At 60.5% G+C, this 16,987-nt stretch carries 18 protein-coding genes; 9 read left to right on the top strand and 9 right to left on the bottom strand.

Annotated features, from left to right (window positions below):
* Positions 1-4 precede the first annotated feature (4 nt).
* Genes trbJ through SPYCA_RS17360 form a run of 7 tightly spaced genes read left to right on the top strand, consistent with a single transcriptional unit; the run spans position 5 to position 5,576 of the window.
* Complete coding sequence (gene trbJ, locus SPYCA_RS17390) at positions 5-763, top strand: P-type conjugative transfer protein TrbJ (protein ID WP_120221971.1); 759 nt, start codon at positions 5-7, stop codon at positions 761-763.
* Positions 764-768: 5 nt separating this feature from the next.
* Complete coding sequence (gene trbK-alt / locus SPYCA_RS17385) at positions 769-1,104, top strand: putative entry exclusion protein TrbK-alt (RefSeq protein ID WP_120221970.1); 336 nt, start codon at positions 769-771, stop codon at positions 1,102-1,104.
* Position 1,105: 1 nt separating this feature from the next.
* The gene (trbL, locus tag SPYCA_RS17380) at positions 1,106-2,425 is read left to right on the top strand and encodes a P-type conjugative transfer protein TrbL (RefSeq protein ID WP_120221969.1); all 1,320 of its coding nucleotides are present in this window, start codon (positions 1,106-1,108) and stop codon (positions 2,423-2,425) included.
* 4 nt (positions 2,426-2,429) lie between these two features.
* On the top strand, positions 2,430-3,113 hold the full coding sequence (gene trbF, locus SPYCA_RS17375) for a conjugal transfer protein TrbF (RefSeq protein WP_120221968.1): 684 nt from the start codon (positions 2,430-2,432) through the stop codon (positions 3,111-3,113).
* The gene (gene trbG / locus SPYCA_RS17370; protein ID WP_232003400.1) at positions 3,110-4,150 is read left to right on the top strand and encodes a P-type conjugative transfer protein TrbG; all 1,041 of its coding nucleotides are present in this window, start codon (positions 3,110-3,112) and stop codon (positions 4,148-4,150) included. Before trbF ends, trbG begins: the two co-directional genes overlap by 4 nt.
* The gene (locus tag SPYCA_RS17365; RefSeq protein WP_120221967.1) at positions 4,147-5,349 is read left to right on the top strand and encodes a TrbI/VirB10 family protein; all 1,203 of its coding nucleotides are present in this window, start codon (positions 4,147-4,149) and stop codon (positions 5,347-5,349) included. The genes trbG and SPYCA_RS17365 overlap by 4 nt, the downstream gene beginning before the upstream one ends.
* A complete protein-coding gene (locus SPYCA_RS17360) occupies positions 5,349-5,576 on the top strand; it encodes a DUF2274 domain-containing protein (RefSeq protein WP_120222420.1) in 228 nt (75 codons plus the stop codon). Before SPYCA_RS17365 ends, SPYCA_RS17360 begins: the two co-directional genes overlap by 1 nt.
* Here the strand turns inward: SPYCA_RS17360 and SPYCA_RS17355 are convergent.
* From SPYCA_RS17355 to SPYCA_RS17340, 4 genes are read right to left on the bottom strand one after another with little or no spacing between them, the layout of a single operon-like run.
* Positions 5,564-6,460 carry a LysR substrate-binding domain-containing protein gene (locus tag SPYCA_RS17355; RefSeq protein WP_120221966.1) on the bottom strand — a complete coding sequence of 299 codons (897 nt, stop codon included), beginning with the start codon at positions 6,458-6,460 and terminating at the stop codon, positions 5,564-5,566. The two genes, SPYCA_RS17360 and SPYCA_RS17355, sit on opposite strands and share 13 nt — an antisense overlap.
* A gap of 27 nt (positions 6,461-6,487) precedes the next feature.
* On the bottom strand, positions 6,488-7,513 hold the full coding sequence (dmpG, locus tag SPYCA_RS17350; protein ID WP_120221965.1) for a 4-hydroxy-2-oxovalerate aldolase: 1,026 nt from the start codon (positions 7,511-7,513) through the stop codon (positions 6,488-6,490).
* Positions 7,510-8,451, bottom strand: coding sequence for an acetaldehyde dehydrogenase (acetylating) (locus tag SPYCA_RS17345; protein ID WP_120221964.1), 942 nt, complete (start codon positions 8,449-8,451; stop codon positions 7,510-7,512). Before SPYCA_RS17345 ends, dmpG begins: the two co-directional genes overlap by 4 nt.
* 2 nt (positions 8,452-8,453) lie before the next feature.
* A complete protein-coding gene (locus tag SPYCA_RS17340; RefSeq protein ID WP_120221963.1) occupies positions 8,454-9,239 on the bottom strand; it encodes a 2-keto-4-pentenoate hydratase in 786 nt (261 codons plus the stop codon).
* A gap of 72 nt (positions 9,240-9,311) precedes the next feature.
* Between SPYCA_RS17340 and SPYCA_RS17335 the strand changes: the two genes are divergently transcribed.
* The gene (locus tag SPYCA_RS17335) at positions 9,312-10,094 is read left to right on the top strand and encodes an IclR family transcriptional regulator (protein WP_331852511.1); all 783 of its coding nucleotides are present in this window, start codon (positions 9,312-9,314) and stop codon (positions 10,092-10,094) included.
* A 213-nt stretch (positions 10,095-10,307) separates the two neighbouring features.
* Entirely contained in the window at positions 10,308-12,002 is a 1,695-nt protein-coding gene (locus SPYCA_RS17330) for a sigma-54-dependent Fis family transcriptional regulator (RefSeq protein ID WP_120221962.1), read from the top strand.
* 31 nt (positions 12,003-12,033) lie between these two features.
* Here SPYCA_RS17330 and SPYCA_RS17325 read toward each other — a convergent pair whose 3' ends face one another.
* The 5 genes from SPYCA_RS17325 to SPYCA_RS17305 all read right to left on the bottom strand — a co-directional run bounded on the left by SPYCA_RS17325 (position 12,034) and on the right by SPYCA_RS17305 (position 16,958).
* The gene (locus SPYCA_RS17325) at positions 12,034-12,975 is read right to left on the bottom strand and encodes a catechol 2,3-dioxygenase (RefSeq protein WP_120221961.1); all 942 of its coding nucleotides are present in this window, start codon (positions 12,973-12,975) and stop codon (positions 12,034-12,036) included.
* A 24-nt stretch (positions 12,976-12,999) separates the two neighbouring features.
* A complete protein-coding gene (locus tag SPYCA_RS19810; protein WP_120221960.1) occupies positions 13,000-13,359 on the bottom strand; it encodes a 2Fe-2S iron-sulfur cluster binding domain-containing protein in 360 nt (119 codons plus the stop codon).
* A gap of 24 nt (positions 13,360-13,383) precedes the next feature.
* A complete protein-coding gene (locus SPYCA_RS17315) occupies positions 13,384-13,941 on the bottom strand; it encodes an aromatic-ring-hydroxylating dioxygenase subunit beta (protein WP_120221959.1) in 558 nt (185 codons plus the stop codon).
* A gap of 72 nt (positions 13,942-14,013) precedes the next feature.
* The gene (locus SPYCA_RS17310; RefSeq protein WP_269462431.1) at positions 14,014-15,297 is read right to left on the bottom strand and encodes an aromatic ring-hydroxylating dioxygenase subunit alpha; all 1,284 of its coding nucleotides are present in this window, start codon (positions 15,295-15,297) and stop codon (positions 14,014-14,016) included.
* A 602-nt stretch (positions 15,298-15,899) separates the two neighbouring features.
* Complete coding sequence (locus SPYCA_RS17305; protein ID WP_120221957.1) at positions 15,900-16,958, bottom strand: alpha/beta fold hydrolase; 1,059 nt, start codon at positions 16,956-16,958, stop codon at positions 15,900-15,902.
* Positions 16,959-16,987: the final 29 nt, after the last annotated feature.

The following is a 16,987-nucleotide window of genomic DNA, read 5'->3' as shown; positions in this document are numbered from 1 at the left end:
CCCCATGAAAATTCCCCGCTTTGCCCAAGCGCTCGCCGCCGGTGCCGCGATCCTGTCGCTCTCCGCGACCGCACTGATTCCGGCCCCGGCCTATGCCCAGTTCGGCGGGATCGTCTACGACCCCTCGAACTATGCGCAGAACGTGCTCACCGCCGCGCGCACGCTCGAGCAGATCAACAACCAGATCAGTCAGCTGCAGAACCAGGCGACCTCGCTGATCAACGAGGCGCGCAATCTTGCCAGCCTGCCGACAACGATGCTGGAACCGCTCCAGCAGCAGATCCGTCAGACCCAGCAACTCCTCGCGCAGGCGCAGCGAATCTCTTTCGATGTCCAGCAGATCGAGACCGAGTTCGCGCGCCAGTATTCCGGCCACAATCTCACCGGCAGCCAGCGCGAGATGGTGCAGGGCGCCGAAGAGCGCTGGAAGAACAGTGTCGCCGCCTTCGAGGATGCCCTCAAGGTCCAGGCCGGTGCGGTCGGAAATATCGAAGGCGCGCGCAATGCAGTCCAGACACTGGTCACCGCCAGCCAGTCGGCGACCGGTGCGCTGCAGGCATCCCAGGCGGGCAACCAGTTGCTCGCGCTCCAGTCGCAGCAGCTTGCCGACCTCATCGCGACGATTGCGGCCATGAACCGGGCGCAGTCACTTGACGCCGCCAATGCCGCTGCCGCCAAGGCCCAGGCCCGCGAGCAGCTGCGCCGCTTCCTCGCGCCGGGGCGTGGATACGTCCCGGCCAACGCGCAGATGTACCGGAACTGAGGCGCATGGACACCAGGCTCTTCGCGCGGATCGGAGCCGGGGCCTTCGTGGCCGTGGCGCTGACCATGACCGTGCTCGACCTGCGCGAGGAGCCCGGGCCGCCGCCACCGCAATCCATCACCGTCTTCGAGCCCGACGGCGATCCGCTCCCCGGACAGATCAAGGCCTGCGCGGCGATGGGCGAACTCGCGCTGTCCTCGCCCGATTGCCGCGCGGCCTGGGCCGAAAAGCGGCGGCGGTTCCTTGGGGTCGATGTCGATCCTGCCCCGGAGGAGGCGCAAGTCCCGGATGATGCGAACATCCCTGTGACCGACCAACCCCCAGCGACAAAGGCGAACTGACATGGGTGGCACCGGCGTCGTCGACCGCTTCCTCGACATCTTCTCGCGCTATATCGATTCCGGCTTCGGCCTGCTCTCGGGCGAGGTCGCCTTCATTGCGACCACGCTTATCGTGATCGATGTGACGCTTGCCGCGCTGTTCTGGACCTGGGGCGAGAGCGACGACATCCTCGCCCGTCTGGTCAAGAAGACGCTGTTTGTCGGCATATTCGCCTACATCATCGGCAACTGGAACAGCCTCGCCCGGATCGTCTTCGAAAGCTTCGCCGGACTTGGCCTCAAAGCCAGCGGGACCGGCTTTACCGCCGCCGAGCTGTTGCAACCCGGCCGGGTCGCGCAGGTCGGTCTCGATGCCGCCTATCCCATGCTCGAGGCGATCTCGGATCTCATGGGCTTTGTCAGCTTCTTCGAGAATTTCCTGCAGATCGTGATCCTGCTCGTCGCCTGGGCGCTGGTGATCATCGCCTTCTTCATCCTCTCGATCCAGCTCTTCGTCACCCTGATCGAGTTCAAGCTCACGACGCTCGCGGGCTTCGTGCTGATCCCCTTCGGCCTGTTCGGCAAGACCGCCTTCATGGCCGAACGCGTGCTCGGCAATGTCGTCTCCTCAGGCATCAAGGTGCTGGTGCTCGCGGTGATCATCGGCATCGGCTCGACCATCTTCACCGAGTTCACTTCCGCCATTCCGGGCGAACCGACGATCGAAGACGCCTTGTCGATTGTGCTCGCGAGCCTCACTCTCCTCGGCCTCGGCATTTTCGGTCCAGGCATCGCCAACGGCATCGTCTCGGGCGGGCCGCAGCTTGGGGCTGGCGCTGCTGCTGGTACCGCGCTCCTTGCAGGCGGCGCAGCGGTCGGCGCGGTCGCGGGGGCCAAGCTTGCCGGCGGCGCCGTTGCCAGCGCGGCTTCCAATGTCGCGCACGGCACATCGCGCGCGGCGGGCGGCGCAACCATGGCCTATGCGCTGGGCTCGGCAGGCAAGTCGGGTGCTTCTGCCGTCGGTTCGGGCATGGCGGCGGTTGGCGATGCCACCGTCGGCGCCGCAACTTCGCCGCTGCGCAAGGCGGGCGATTCCATGAAGCAGTCGTTCCGCGAGGGTAGCCGGGCTGCTGTTACCAACACCGGCGGAACAATCACCCCGGGACCGAACACGCCTCCACCGGCGCCGCCCGCTGCCGCTGACCAGGGTCAACCCGCCTGGGCCAAGGCGCTGAAGGACCGGCAAGCGATCACCCACAGCGCCACCATCGCTGCGCACACGCTCAAGGCCGGCGACAGCCATGGCGGCGGCGCTTCCATCGACACCTCGACAAAGGACTGAACGCATGTTTCGACGCCCCTCGATCCGCTACGGCAAGACCCCCGAGCCCGAAACACCCTACCAGCGCGCCGCACAGGTCTGGGACGACCGGATCGGGTCGGCCCGCGTCCAGGCCCGCAGCTGGCGGCTCGCCTTCTTCGGTGCGCTCGGTCTTTCCACCTGCCTTACCGCCGGGATCATCTGGCAGGGCGCTCGTGGGTCGATCGTCCCCTGGGTGGTCCAGGTCGACAAGCTCGGCGAAGCGCAGGCGGTGGCTGCCGCTGATGCGGGCTATAGCCCGAGCGATCCGCAGATCGCCTTCCACCTTGCGCGGTTCATCGAACAGGTGCGCGCCGTGCCCGACGATCCCATCGTTGTGCGGCAGAACTGGCTGCGCGCCTATGACTTTGCCACCGACAAGGGCGCGCTTGCGCTCAATGACTATGCGCGGACCAACGATCCGTTCTTGGCTGTAGGACGCGAACAGGTGGGCGTCGATGTCACGAGCGTGATCCGCGCTTCGCCGACCAGCTTCCGGGTCGCCTGGGTCGAACGGCGCTACCGCGACGGCAGCCTTGCCGAAACGAGCCGCTGGACCGCGATCCTCACCATCGCGCTCCAGACACCCCGCACCCCCGATGCCCTGCGCAAGAATCCGCTCGGCATCTTCGTCAACGCCATCAACTGGTCGAAGGAACTCGGATCATGATCAGCACGCTTTTGCGCACCCGGTGCGCGGCGACCCTCGCCATGCTCGCTGCGAGCACTGTCATCACCATGCCATCGCAGGCCCGCCCGCAAATCGCGGCCGCGCCTGCAGCGCCTGCGCCGCGCAGCGAGGCGGCGCAGGCGCCCCTATCCGTCCCGGCCGAGACGGTGGTCGCCATTCCCGTGCCGCTGCCTCTTCCCGGCCAGCTCCAGCCCCTTCCGCGGCCAACCCCTCCCCGGGCCGCGGGTCGCTCCCGCCCGTCCCAGAGTCGCCCCACTCTGCAGGACCGGGTGGGAGCGGCAATGGAGGCAGCGCGGGTCCAGCCCGATGGCAGCGGGTTCGTGAACGCGATCCAGGTCTTCCCCTATACCGAAGGCGCGCTCTACCAGATCTACGCCAAGCCCGGACAGGTGACCGACATCGCGTTGCAGGAAGGCGAGCAGCTGGTCGGCGCAGGTCCGGTCGCAGCCGGCGACACCGTGCGCTGGATGATCGGCGATACGACAAGCGGGATCGGTCCGGCAGCGCGCGTGCATATCCTGGTCAAGCCCGTTCGCCCCGACATCGCGACCAATCTCGTGATCAACACAGACCGGCGCACCTACCATCTCGAGCTGCGCGCCAACCCTTCGGTCTACATGGCCTCGGTCTCCTGGACCTATCCGCAGGACCAGCTGATCGCGTTGCGGCAGGCCAGCGCCGAAGCAGAGCGGGCCTCGCCGGTGGCGGCGGGAATGGACCTTGCCAGCCTCAACTTTCGCTACAAGGTCGAAGGCGACAAGCCCGACTGGCGCCCCTTGCGCGTCTTCGATGACGGCCGGCAGACCTTCATCGAATTTCCCGAGGGCATCGCCCGGACCGAACTGCCGCCGCTGTTCGTGCTTGGTCCCAAGGGCGAAGCTGAGCTGGTCAATTACCGTGTTGCGGGCCGGTTCATGATCGTCGACCGGCTGTTCGCCGCCGCCGAACTGCGGCTCGGATCGCGCCGGGGCCAGGTCAAGGTGCGGATCATCGCCAAGAGCAGGGGGCGGGCATGACGGACGCTGAACCGGCCGAACCCGCCGAAGCTCTCGCCGATCCCGAGACCAGCGTGCGCCTGCGCGGCGATCCGCCGCGGGTCATGCGGCTGTCACGCAAGGCAATCGGCATTGCCTCGGCCTGCGGGTTTGCGCTCGTCGGCGGGGCGCTGATCTATGCGCTGCAGCCGCAGGGCAGCAAGAAGGGCGAGGAACTCTACAACACCGAAGGCGTCGCGGTGGCCGACACGCTCGCCGGTGCGCCCAGAGACTATGGTCAGGTGCCAAAGCTTGGGCCGCCGCTGCCTGGCGATCTTGGCAAGCCGATCCTCGATGCACAGCAGCGCGGCGATGTGGCTGCCCTGCCGCCATCAAGTGCCGTTCCGCCGCCATCACCGCCCGATCCTACCGCCACTGCCGCCGAGGCCGCGCGCCAGCGAGCCGAGCAGGAACGCGAAGCAGCGCGCGGCAGCCGCCTGTTCTTCGACGGTGGCGCTCCAGGCGGTGGAGCAACTGGCCTCGCCGGGGTGCCTGCGATGGCCGAGGCAGCCGCATCGGCTGCACCGCCTGCGGGACCGAAAAGTGAAGCTGACCGGCGCCAGGCCTTCCTCGAACGCGCCAGTGACAGGCGCACAATGTCGGGCGAACGGCTTGCCGGGCTGGTCTCGGCGAACGTCCTTCAGGCCGGATCGGTGATTCCGGCTGCGCTCATCACCGGGATCCGCTCGGACCTGCCGGGCCTGGTCACCGCGCAAGTGACCCAGAATGTCTATGACAGTCCGACCGGGCACATCCTGCTGATTCCGCAAGGCTCGCGGCTGATCGGTGACTATGACGCCGACGTGGCCTTTGGGCAGAGCCGCGTGCTGCTCGCCTGGAACCGGCTGATCCTCCCCGATGGCCGCTCGATCGTGCTCGACCGCCAGCCCGCTTCGGACCCCTCGGGCTTTGCCGGCTTGCAGGACGGCACCGACTATCACTGGGGCGGGGTGCTCAAGGCCGCGCTGGTATCGACCCTGCTCGGGGTCGGCTCCGAGATCGGTTCGGGCAATGACACCGATCTTGCCCGCGCCATCAGGCGGGGCGGACAGGACAGCGTCAACCGCGCCGGTGAGCAGATTGTCAGCCGCGAGTTGAACATCCGTCCGACGCTCACCATCCGTCCGGGATATCCGGTGCGGGTGCTGGTCACCCGCGACCTCGTGCTCGGAGGTGAATGATGACCCGGCTGAAACTGTCAGATCTTGCCGATGAAAAGCCGGTCAGGCTCACCATCGAACTTCCAGCTCGGCTGCACCGCGAGCTTGCCGCCTATTGCGTGGCGCTCAACCAGGGTGAGAGCAAGGGCGCACCGCCCCCTGAGCGGCTGATCGCACCGATGATCGAGAAGTTCATTGCGACCGACCGCAGTTATGCCAAGGCGCGGCGTGCCAGTCAGCCCGGATAGCGTTCCTCGATCAGGCTGAAGAAGCGCTTCAAGGCGGGGTTGGCATTGTCCCCGCGCCAGTAGAGCGCGAATTCGAGGCGGGCAGGGCCGGACATGTCATAGATCTCGCTGAACCTGAGATCCGGCCATGCAACGCCCTGCGAGGCTTCGGTCGCCACCGAGATATAGCGCCGGGCGCAGATCATCGAGAGGACGCTTTCGTGGCTGGTATCCTGGTAGATCACTGCAGGACGAAACCCCTGTTCGGTCAGCCGCGCGGAAACCAAATTGCCGATGACCGGTCCGAGACCACCTCCGGGCACGACGAACACCTCGCCGCGCAGATCCTGCCAGTAAATGCGCTCCTTGGTCGCGAGCCTACTGTCCTCAAGATGGGCCACAAACAGGCGCTCCGACCACAATGGCCGCGACTTGAGGCCTGGCTCATCAAGCCCGGTCGGCGCCACCGCAACATCCATCGTCTGCGTTTGCAGGCCCTGCAGCAACTTTTCCGGACCCGCCTCGATGCCATCGAATTGCACATCGGGAAAGCGTGATAGATAGTCCTTGAAAGCTAGCCTCAAATTGCCCGACATCAGCGGTGAGCAGTAGCCGACCGCCAGCTTGCCTTCGAGGCCGTAGCTGACATTGCGGGCCGTTGTCCGCAGGTTGTCGATGTCGGTGACGATTCGGCGTGCCTGCTCGATAAAGACCTTGCCGTTCTCGGTCACTTCGGCGCCGCGTGTGGTCCGCTCGAACAGCTTGATGCCGAGCCGATCCTCAAGCTGCTGGACTTTGCGACTTAATGTGATTTGCTTCACGTTAAGTGAGGCAGCCGCGCGCGAGAAGCTCTTCGCGTCCGCCGTTACAACAGCGTATCGGAGTTGATAGATTTCGATTGCCATGCAACGGCTTGCCGAGCAGTTTGGGCTTCACGTGCCCTGCAGCATGTCCAGCGCCACATCGACAATCATGTCTTCCTGCCCACCGACCATCTTTCTTCGACCGAGTTCGACAAGGATTGAACGCGTATCGATGCCGTATTCGGACGATGCCTTTTCGGCATGGCGCAGGAACGAAGAATAGACGCCGGCATAGCCGAGCGTCAGTGTTTCACGATCGACCTGGACCGGCCGATCTTGCAACGGACGTACCAGTTCTTCTGCTGCATCCATGAGCGCGAACAGGTCGCAGCCGTGATTCCAGCCCATCCGGTCGGCAGCAGCAATGAAGACTTCCAGCGGTGCATTGCCCGCGCCCGCGCCCATCCCCGCGAGACTGGCGTCGACACGCAAAGCGCCGCCTTGGACTGCCACGATCGAGTTGGCGACGCCCAGCGAGAGGTTGTGGTGCGCATGCACACCGCGCTGGGTTTCGGTTTTGAGAACTTTGTCATATGCGGCAAGGCGGGCAGCATATTGGTCCATCGTCATGGCCCCGCCACTGTCGGTGACGTAAACACAGTGCGCACCATAGCTTTCCATCAAAACTGCCTGCTGGGCCAATGCATCGGGATCACTCATGTGGCTCATCATGAGGAAGCCGGAAACATCCATGCCGAGATTTCGGGCAGCTTCGATATGTTGTTTGCTGACGTCCGCCTCGGTGCAGTGTGTTGCGATACGAACAGAACGCACACCCATTTCATAAGCATGCTTTAGGTCGTGGACCGTGCCGATGCCAGGCAGCAGTAGCGTAGTCAGGACGGATCGTTCAAGAACTTCGGCCACCGCGCCGATCCAGTCCCAATCGGTATGAGCGCCAAAGCCATAGTTGAAACTGGAGCCCTGCAAGCCGTCGCCATGGGCGACCTCGATCGCATCGACCCCGGCGCGGTCGAGCGCGCGGGCAATCGCCTGCACGTGATCGAGGCCGTACTGGTGGCGGATCGCGTGCATCCCGTCACGCAGGGTGACGTCCTGGATATAAAGCTTCTGGGTGCTGGGGTCGAAAGTCATGCCGCGACTCCTTCGTGCATGCGCCTGGCGATCTTCTCGGCGGTCTTGAGCGCCGCAGAGGTCATGATGTCGAGGTTGCCGGCATAAGCGGGCAGATAGTGTGCTGCGCCCTCGACCTCGAGAAACACGCTGACCTTGAGGCCTGTGAATTCCCCGTCCATTTCGGGGATACGCAGCGGGCGGTTGGAACCAATGTGTTCGAACTGCACGGCCTGCTTCATCCGGTAGCCGGGGACGTAGGTCTGTACTTCAGCAACCATGTCTTCCACGCTTTTGCGGATCGCGTCCTGATCAGCGTCCTCGCACAGGCAATAGACCGTATCGCGCATGATCAGCGGCGGTTCGGCCGGGTTTAGGATGATGATCGCCTTGCCGCGGGTTGCCCCGCCGACGTCCATGATCGCCTGGCTGGTGGTTTCGGTGAACTCATCGATATTGGCTCGAGTCCCCGGACCAGCGCTTTTCGAACTGATCGAAGCAACAATTTCGCCATAATGTACCTTGGCCACCCGGTTCACCGCTGCGACAATCGGAATCGTCGCTTGGCCTCCGCAGGTCACCATGTTGACGTTACTGGCGTCGAGGCAGCTCTCGCCGTTGACCGGCGGGATCACATAGGGGCCGATCGCTGCCGGGGTCAGGTCGACCATGCGCTTGCCAGCGGCCTGGACAAGTTCGTTGTTGCGCTTGTGAGCGCCGGCAGAAGTGGCGTCAAAGACGATTTCCACATCGGCGAATTCGGGCATTGCGATCAGCCCGTCGATACCCTCATGGGTCGTCGCAACGCCCATACGGCTTGCTCGGGCCAGCCCGTCAGAGGCGGGGTCAATTCCCACCATCACGCCCATTTCCAGCACCTTGGACAGGCGCAACACCTTGATCATCAAATCGGTGCCAATGTTACCAGATCCGATGATTGCAACCTTGATCTTGCCCATAATCAGGCTCCTGTGAATGTGAAGGAACAGGCACCGATCCCGGCGATTTCGGCGCGAACGTGATCACCTTTTTTCAGAGCCACCATTGGACCAAGCGCGCCGGCCAAAAGGATATCTCCTGCTTGCAAGGGAGCACCACGCCTTGCCAGCGTTTGTGCAAGCCACACCGCTGCATTGAGCGGATTCCCAAGAACAGCAGCGCCGATGCCAGTCGACGCAGTCCGACCGTTCACGGTCATTTCCATGGTTGCGTTCGCCAGATCGAGCCCGTCAATTGGCAAGCCCTGCTCCGCCAGCAAAAAAAAGGCCGAGGAGCCGTTGTCGGCCACGGTGTCCGCAAAGGTGATCTTCCAGTCGGCAATTCGGCTGTCGACGATCTCGATTGCGGCATGCACCGTAGAAACGGCAGCGGCTACCTCGGCAGGGGTGGAAACCGGAGAAGGCAAGTCAGCCCCGAGAATAAAGGCGATTTCGGCCTCAGCCTTGGCTTGCAAACAACGAAAGGGATCGAGTCTGCCGCCATCAGACACTTGCATGTCTTCGAACAGCACGCCGAAATCGGGCTGGTCGACCCCCAGCTGCTGCTGCACCGCCTTGGCGGTCAGGCCAGCCTTGCGTCCAACGATACGCCGACCCTGCTTTACCCAATATCGGGTGTTAATCTCCTGTATTGCATATGCGCAGTCAGCATCCTCAGGGGAGAGACCGTCGCGCAACGGTTCGACCGCACCGCCATCGTAGGCATCGCGCAATCGCCGTGCGAGATCATCGAGGCTGGGAGTCGCCATTCATCGTGTCCTGTCGTCGTTTTTTTCCCGTTAGATTGATCGCATCCTTTGCACTAGTGACCGGTTTGGCCTATGTCTCATATAATGAGAAATAGAACGCCGCAGCTCTCGTCACTAAAGCGTACACTGGCGATGCTGGACGCTGTGATCGCCGACGGGGGGCGTAGCAACGTAACTGCGCTGGCTGAATCGACTGGAATTCCCCCTGCTACTGCGCATCGGCAGATAACCACACTTGTTGCCGAAGGATATTTGAAGCCCTCTGGCAACGGGCGTCATGTCGCAGGCTCACGACTATTGGGCCTATTGCACAAACTGGACGAGAAGCAGCTGATCGCCAACGTGGCTGCCCCCATCCTCCATGCACTCGCAATGCAAGTGAAGAGCGTCGTCCAGCTTGGAACTCTGGAAAACGAGATGGTCACTTACCGAATCAAGACAGGTCGCGGGTCCGGCAATCTGTTCACGCGTATTGGCATGCAGCTCGAAGCCTACTGCTCTGGTATCGGCAAGATCCTGCTGGCGAATCTTCCCGATCTCGAAAGGGGCGCTTACCTTGCAGGAGGTCCTTTTGTGGCCCTGACGGATCGAACCATTACCGATCCCATCCAATTGGCAGATGAGCTTGAATTGATCCGTAAACAGGGCTTTGCCGTCGACGATGGAGAGATTGCGATCGGATTGCGATGTTTGGCTGTTCCTATCCGCAACGCGAACGGCGACGTACTCTCGGCGATTTCTGTTTCGCAGGCGCAGGGCTCAAAAACAGCGATTGGCGATGCGGAATTGTTGCTCAAGTTGCGGGCTTGCGCAGCTCGAATTGAGAACGAAGCCTTTGGCCCCCAGCACTCGTAAGATCGCTGCGTCCGTTTTTCCAACCTCCAAGATCGGTTTGACCGCTCTCCTGTCATTGCTTCCACATCCCAATTGACGTTCACTACATCCTCCGCAGACACGGCCTGCGACAAATTTGTACACGTCGTTCAAAATTGATCCATGTCATGGTGGCTGCACCGCGCGTATCGCTAGGGCCATGTCCCTCAGACCCTCAAAAGAAGGGAGCGGGAGATGGCAGACGAAAACCTGATCGAGCAATTCGACCTCCTCAACAAACTACGGATTGACTTCACTCGCGGCGATATCTGGCTGGAGGAAAGCCGGATGCTGCTGCTGCACGCGAGCGCCCTGGCGGAACTGCGCAAGGAACTATACGAGTCGCTCGGTGAAAACCGCACCCGAAGCCTCCTGTTCAGAACTGGCTACAGCGCCGGACAGCGCGATGCCGAACTCGCCCACAAGATGCTCGGCAGCGGTGATCCGATGGATGTTTTCAAGATCGGACCGGAGCTCTATTCGTTCGAAGGCAATGGCAAGGCCGAAATCGTCAGCAGTGAGATAGACTGGAAGGAAGGGATCTTCCGCGGCGAAGTTGTGCGGTCTGCGTCATGGGAAGCGGAATCATACATTCAGCAATTCGGACAGAGTGAGGGGCCGGTCTGCTGGTCTCTCGCCGGTCACGCTTCAGGCTACACCAGCCGCTTCTTGCGCAGGTATATTGTATTCCGTGAAGTGGAATGTGTGGGAAAAGGCGACAGTTGCTGCAGGTTCGTCGGAAAGCCAGCCGAAGATTGGCACGATCACCGCGATGATTTTGGACCGGAAGACCCAACAACTTCAGCAATGGAAAGTGAACTCGATCGCCTGAGAAGCGCGGAAATATCCCGTTCGCACGACGAAAAGTGCGATCTCGTTGGCAATTCGCAAGCTTTCCGATCAGCATTTGAGCAGCTCAAGATCGCTGCGGCCAGTCCCATCAATGTCCTCTTGCTGGGAGAATCCGGGGTAGGGAAGGAAGTTTTTGCTCGCTGGCTTCACGACAACAGCGAGAGGAAGAGCGAACCCTTTGTGGCGGTCAATTGCGCGGCAATCCCCATGGACCTTATCGAATCCGAACTGTTCGGCGTACGGAAGGGTGCCTATACCGGTGCAACGCTGGACCGTGCAGGAAGGTTCGAGCGCGCAAGTGGCGGCACTATCCTGCTCGACGAAATCGGTGATCTGCCTTTGTCAGCGCAAGTGAAACTGCTTCGGGTCATCCAGAACGGCGAGGTTGACCGTCTAGGCGATAGTACGACCAGCAAGGTTGACGTCCGGATCCTGGCTGCAACCAACGTCGACCTGAAAAAGGCCGTCGATGAAGGCCGCTTCAGACTGGATCTCTACTACCGTCTATCGACCTTTACAGTGACGATTCCCCCGCTTCGAGAAAGACGTAGTGATATTCCGTTGCTCGTCTCAGAATTGGTTGAGCGCCTTTCCAAGCGCTATCGCAAGTCTTTGCGTGGCATGTCCGATCGCGCCATGGACGCCCTCATGACGCACAGGTTTCCGGGCAATGTTCGAGAGCTCGAGAATCTGATCGAGCGCGGAGTCCTGCTTGCCATGCCGGACACCTGGATCGAACTCGAACACCTCTTCGCCGGAGGGATCCTTCCTGATCCAGAAGGCTTGCTTCTAGACAGCAAAGGGCAGTTCCGCATGGACTCCAGCCCTGCGTTGCAAATGGCCTACGCTCGAATTTTCGATGCAGACCTTCCACTGGAAGCCCATGAGCGTGCGCTGTTCGAGCTAGCCCTGCGCCGCTCGAAAGGCAACAAGTCGCAGGCTGCCCGCCGCCTGGGGCTTTCCAGGCGGCAGTTCACTTACAAGTGGAAGGCAATCACCGGTAGTGAATGCAACACGCCGCAGGATTCATACCACTGATCGCGCCGTACGGGCATTTCCCGAGACAGGTTCAGCTGTACACTTCCAGGAATGAGCGGTTTTCGCCCCCAAGAAAGAACAAGCCACGATCAAGCTGGTCCTCGGTCCAAGTTACGACCGGTCGATCCTGCGCGGCCAGATAGCCCAGTCCGGCAAAGGTCTCGTTCCTGTTTCCTGAAGGATCAAACATGTAGAATGTGGCGCCGCGCGTCATGCCATGACGATTTGGTGTGAGACTCGGTTGCTTGCCCGACTTTGCAACGATGTCTGCAGCCTTCAAGACCGAGTTCCAGTCTTCGAGATAGAAGGCGATGTGATGCAGGCCCGAGGTAGGACCAGGCACGAAGGCGATGTCATGAGGTGTATTGCTGCGCGTCAGAAAAGCAGCCAGTTGCAGGGATCCATCAGGCCCGGCAAGGCACTGCTCGGTGAGCTTGAAATCCAGCGCTTCTTGCATGAACCGGGCATTGTCGGCCACTGTGTTGATGCCCCTTGCAGGGTCGAACTCACAGACGAGCGCAAGGTGATCGAGCCAATGCACGCCAATGCCGTGAATGCCGTCGGGCCAGGGGTGCGGATTGATGTCGCCGACCTCGGTTCCAAGCAATTCCTTCTCTGCGAAAAGCACGACGCGGTGAGAGCTAGGCAATTCAAATGCAATCGCGCGACCGCACCCGGAAATGTCACCCGGGCTAAGTACTTCTACTTTACGCCCGTGTCCGGCGATCCGATTGGCGAGGTTGTCCAGGTCAGCATCAGTCGCCACTTTGAACGCCAGGTGGTCCAGTCCTGCGCTCTCAGAAGGTTCGAGGATCAATGAATATTTGTCCCACTCATCCCAGCACTTCAGATAGACCTTTCCGTCGGACTCGGTAGCCGTGACGCTCATCCCAACAATGTTGGTGTAGTGGTCAACAGCCTCATCAATGTTCATCACTTTGATCTGGACATGCCCAAGGCGTACGATCGACATCCAATCCTCCTACTAAATTTCTCACTATGTCTGTGGTGCGCCGCAGCGCCGCAATCTTGGGCCAAGTTCGATTTCGAGATCTGTTGCAGCACCTATCCTGCACGCCAATTTGGCTTTCGATGCGAGTGAAACAGTCTGGAGCTTATCCCGGCTCATCGGGCCTAGTTGATTGACCTGTCCACGCAGGACGCCAATCAGGCACAAGCCGCATCCGCCATGCAGGCAACCTCGAGCTTGCCTCTGCCCAAAGAGGCCTCGGATCGCTGAATAAACGGTTTCGGCCTTTCCGATCTGAACTGTCGCATCAAGTTCGACGATGTGGATCCTGAGAAAGCCATCCTGTCCGGACCGGGCCAACGCATTCGGGAGAGGCGAATTCGTCACGCAAGCCCGGTCCGGTTCTGTGCTCTAGAAGAACACGCTGATGTTGTTGGCGAGCACCGTCGCCTGATCCAGAAGGATGGTCCTCTTGGCGATGCTGAAACCGAATTCTGTGTCAGCAATTCGCAACGTGTCTCGCCGTTCACCGACGAAGAAATCCGTCTGACGTTCCTGGCGATTGCGATAGACAACGAACGCCGCGCTGACCTCGAAAGTATTAGCGTCGGCTCCCTTGCGCACGATCACATTGGTAATCACGTGTCGCGTTCGAGAGCCGGGATTCTCACACCAGCTCAGATCGGACGTTGCCTTGCGGATTCGCCCACGCATCGTCGTCATGTCGTCGTCAAAGTGGGCAAAGGCCCCATCTTCGTAGAACTCGGCATCCTTGTTCCTGCGCGTCTGATTGCGCCGGATCGGCATGTAATAATGCATGTCCTCAGTGAACAGATCGAGCCATTCATCATAGTCACGACTGTCGAGGAGGGCGGACTCGAGATAGTAGAACTGTTCCACCATGTGCTGGGTCTCGGAATCCACCGAGTTGGCAAGGCGCCGCGAAGTTTCTGCAAGCAGGGTTGTCATGAGCAATCTCTCGATTTCGGGACCGTTGCCATCGACTGCGCCGTGCCAACGGTCATTTTGGACGTGAGGAACTCAGGCCGTCGGAGCCAGCGTGTTCCACGATGGCTCGGTCATCATCCGGCGCCATTGGGTGTAGAAGCCGCGAGCGGATTCCTCTGCGTAAACGTTGGAAATGATCCCGGAATAATCGGGATGGTCGGTTCGCGAATGGCCGAGGCCCATCTGGGTGTTGAGTACCTGAGACCTTGCCACCGCGCCTCGCAGCACGCGCTGGATCTCCACCCAGTTATCGCCGTCATCTTGTTCGAACACGCCCCCGGCCGAGAATGTCCGGACGGTTTGCTTGCGGAATTCGTCTTTGATCTCCTCCGGAGCGTCGGCAGGAACCACAACGAAGATCCATGCCTCGGTCTCGTGCGGACCTCGCGGCTGCCAGGTCCTGACCGTATTGATTCCGGGAAGGAACGAGCAAGTCGGGAAAATCGTCATGTGCTGGGCCATCAGGCGGCTGCCTCGCAGTTCGCCTCCCAGACGTTGCGCCGCTTTTTCGGCGGCCGGGCCCTCGGTCCAGTACTTAGTGATTTTCGGCCCCATGATCGCTTCGAGAATTCCGGGTTGATCGATGAAGAAACCCGTACCATGACCGCCCCACTTCGCACGGAACTGTACGCCATTTGTAGGGATCTGAGCGTCGCCGAGATCCATATCGGCCGGTAGACCTGCGAGCACGCCAGAGAGATGCGATACGGTTCCGGCATGGTACATGTCGCTCCCGAACTGCTCGGCAGCGAACTTCCAATTGCAGGGCAGGACCCATTTCTGCATGCCGATCACGGCCTCAGTGCCCGCCTCGGTCCGATCGAGCATGTGGTCCATGTAAGGAGTCGCGTCGCTGAGATATTCAATCAGCGACGGGGCTTCACGATCCCAGTTCGCGAAAACCAGCCCCTTATAGGTGTCCACGCGTGCCTGGATCGGGCTCCAGCGCTCCTTGTCGAGTTCGTTGTAATAGGCTTCCTTCTCGTACGGGACATTGACGAGGCTTCCGGCGATATCGAATGCCCACCCATGGTAACTGCAAGTGAACGACTTGGCGTTTCCTCCATCGTCGCGACAGATTCGCATGCCGCGATGACGGCACTGGTTGAGAAACACCTTGATCGACATGTCCTTCTGGCGAACCACGACTACGGGATCTTCGCCCATGTAGGCGGCCAGATAGTCGCCGGGATTGGGTATGTGAGTTTCGTGGCACAAGAGCAGCCAAGAACGAGCAAAAATCTGCTCAAGCTCCAGCTGGTAGAGATCCTCGTCGGTATATATCCTCGGGTCGATATATCCTTCCTGCTCATTCACGAGTGCCAGAATGTCGTCTGTCTTCCAGGACGACGGTCTTTTCTTAACAGATCCACAAGTACCCATTTGTGCCTCTCCACGTTTAACAGGCAATCCAGAGGCCAAGCGGGAAGGCTTGGCCGCCATTTGAATAAAAGCAAGGCACGTGCCAAACCCCTATCCAATTGATTAAACGGGATATTATGAAATTTCGGATTTTTCTCGTGTGACAGAATTGTCCAATGCGATCAGATGTGTGCAGATTTGGCCGTTATCAGAATCCCCAATTTGGCGATTCCGCTCCCCGCAATTCGGGCAAGGCCAGTCAATGCAAGGAAGTTCGCACCCTTTGCTTCCGGTGTACGCGGCATCGATGATCAAGTGATGCAGCGCAACGCCTCGCGCGGCAGCCGAGCGCACCTGTGGCCTGAACTCTTATTCGAGGCGGCCTTTGAGATGGGCTGACTGGTGACAAACATGGTGGGGCACTCGTAGGCGCACCGGGCCGTTGGGGGCTCTACCTACCGCAGGCTTGGACGTGACAGGCAGTTCAAGCCACAAAGGCTCGAGCAGAACGCGACAGACCCGAGATCCGCTGTCCACCAGAATGCAAAGCCTGTTCGCTAGTCAGCGCGAAGCGAAGACAGAAATTCCGTCAGAATCGCGTTCGTTTCATCGGGCTTCTCTTGCTGGATCCAATGACCGGCACCGGCCACGATTCTGGCACCCAGCCAATTCGGAATATGATCTGGAGCCTGCTCGATGGCATCGGCACCCCAGTGCGTGCACACATCGAATTCTCCGCCGATGAACATTGACGGACATTCGACCGGCTTTCCGACAAACGGCGCAAGTTCGTTCCAATTGTCCTCCATGTTGCGATAGAAGCTCAGGGGACCGGCGAAACCGCTCAACTGCAATGCGTCGACGAACACTTCAAGATCGGCATCATTGAACCAATCGGGCATCGTCGCAGGAATGGCGAAAAGGTCCGACAGCTTGGCCCCATGCGGTACGCACATCGGACTGGCCCTGATGAACTCAACCGGATCGATTCCGTCAGGAGCATAGCCCGCGGCCGCCAGAGCTTCGCCCGAGACAGACCAGGTTATGCCTTTGACCCACCTGGCCAGGTCGGCCTCGATTTCATCAAAAATGGCGGCCATTCCACCGAAGTGTTCCTGATAGAAGATTTTGTCCGGTCCGGAAATGATCGGATCGATCTGGCTTGGCGGAAGTTCGCCGAAGGGGTTTCCTGGAAGAGCAATCTGCCCTCTGCCGGAAAAAGGAATAGCGATGCCCGCCACTCCGTCGACCACCTCCGGGTGAAGCCACGCAGCGGTCCAGGCCACGACTGCCCCCCAATCGTGGCCAATCAGTATTGCCGACTCCTCACCCAGCGCAGCGATCAAGGCGACTATGTCATCCACCATATTGCGGAGGCGGTATTGATCAGGCCCCCCGAATTTTGACGAAGAGCCATAGCCCCGCTGATCGACTGCGATGACTCGATACCCCTGTGCGGCAATCGCAGGGATCTGATGGCGCCATGAATACCAGAGTTCAGGAAACCCATGGATCAATACAACCAAGGGACCTTCACCCATCTCGACATAATGCAGGCGGACACCACGTACATTGACATGCCGGTGACAGGTCTCAAAATCTTGTAGGTTCGCCATGAAATTTCCAGTCGGATGGGGGAGGGTTC

The organism is Sphingopyxis sp. FD7, from assembly GCF_003609835.1.
Taxonomy (GTDB): domain Bacteria; phylum Pseudomonadota; class Alphaproteobacteria; order Sphingomonadales; family Sphingomonadaceae; genus Sphingopyxis.
The sequence above is the reverse complement of the archived record's forward strand: the minus strand, read 5'-3'. Positions and strand labels throughout refer to the sequence as shown.

Excerpts from the sequence above, each read along its gene's own strand:
- trbJ (WP_120221971.1), top strand. The coding sequence starts at position 5 with ATGAAAATTCCCCGCTTTGCCCAAGCGCTCGCCGCCGGTGCCGCGATC.
- trbK-alt (WP_120221970.1), top strand. The coding sequence starts at position 769 with ATGGACACCAGGCTCTTCGCGCGGATCGGAGCCGGGGCCTTCGTGGCC.
- trbL (WP_120221969.1), top strand. The coding sequence starts at position 1,106 with ATGGGTGGCACCGGCGTCGTCGACCGCTTCCTCGACATCTTCTCGCGC.
- trbF (WP_120221968.1), top strand. The coding sequence starts at position 2,430 with ATGTTTCGACGCCCCTCGATCCGCTACGGCAAGACCCCCGAGCCCGAA.
- trbG (WP_232003400.1), top strand. The coding sequence starts at position 3,110 with ATGATCAGCACGCTTTTGCGCACCCGGTGCGCGGCGACCCTCGCCATG.
- SPYCA_RS17365 (WP_120221967.1), top strand. The coding sequence starts at position 4,147 with ATGACGGACGCTGAACCGGCCGAACCCGCCGAAGCTCTCGCCGATCCC.
- SPYCA_RS17360 (WP_120222420.1), top strand. The coding sequence starts at position 5,349 with ATGACCCGGCTGAAACTGTCAGATCTTGCCGATGAAAAGCCGGTCAGG.
- SPYCA_RS17355 (WP_120221966.1), bottom strand. The coding sequence starts at position 6,460 with ATGGCAATCGAAATCTATCAACTCCGATACGCTGTTGTAACGGCGGAC.
- dmpG (WP_120221965.1), bottom strand. The coding sequence starts at position 7,513 with ATGACTTTCGACCCCAGCACCCAGAAGCTTTATATCCAGGACGTCACC.
- SPYCA_RS17345 (WP_120221964.1), bottom strand. The coding sequence starts at position 8,451 with ATGGGCAAGATCAAGGTTGCAATCATCGGATCTGGTAACATTGGCACC.
- SPYCA_RS17340 (WP_120221963.1), bottom strand. The coding sequence starts at position 9,239 with ATGGCGACTCCCAGCCTCGATGATCTCGCACGGCGATTGCGCGATGCC.
- SPYCA_RS17335 (WP_331852511.1), top strand. The coding sequence starts at position 9,312 with ATGTCTCATATAATGAGAAATAGAACGCCGCAGCTCTCGTCACTAAAG.
- SPYCA_RS17330 (WP_120221962.1), top strand. The coding sequence starts at position 10,308 with ATGGCAGACGAAAACCTGATCGAGCAATTCGACCTCCTCAACAAACTA.
- SPYCA_RS17325 (WP_120221961.1), bottom strand. The coding sequence starts at position 12,975 with ATGTCGATCGTACGCCTTGGGCATGTCCAGATCAAAGTGATGAACATT.
- SPYCA_RS17315 (WP_120221959.1), bottom strand. The coding sequence starts at position 13,941 with ATGACAACCCTGCTTGCAGAAACTTCGCGGCGCCTTGCCAACTCGGTG.
- SPYCA_RS17305 (WP_120221957.1), bottom strand. The coding sequence starts at position 16,958 with ATGGCGAACCTACAAGATTTTGAGACCTGTCACCGGCATGTCAATGTA.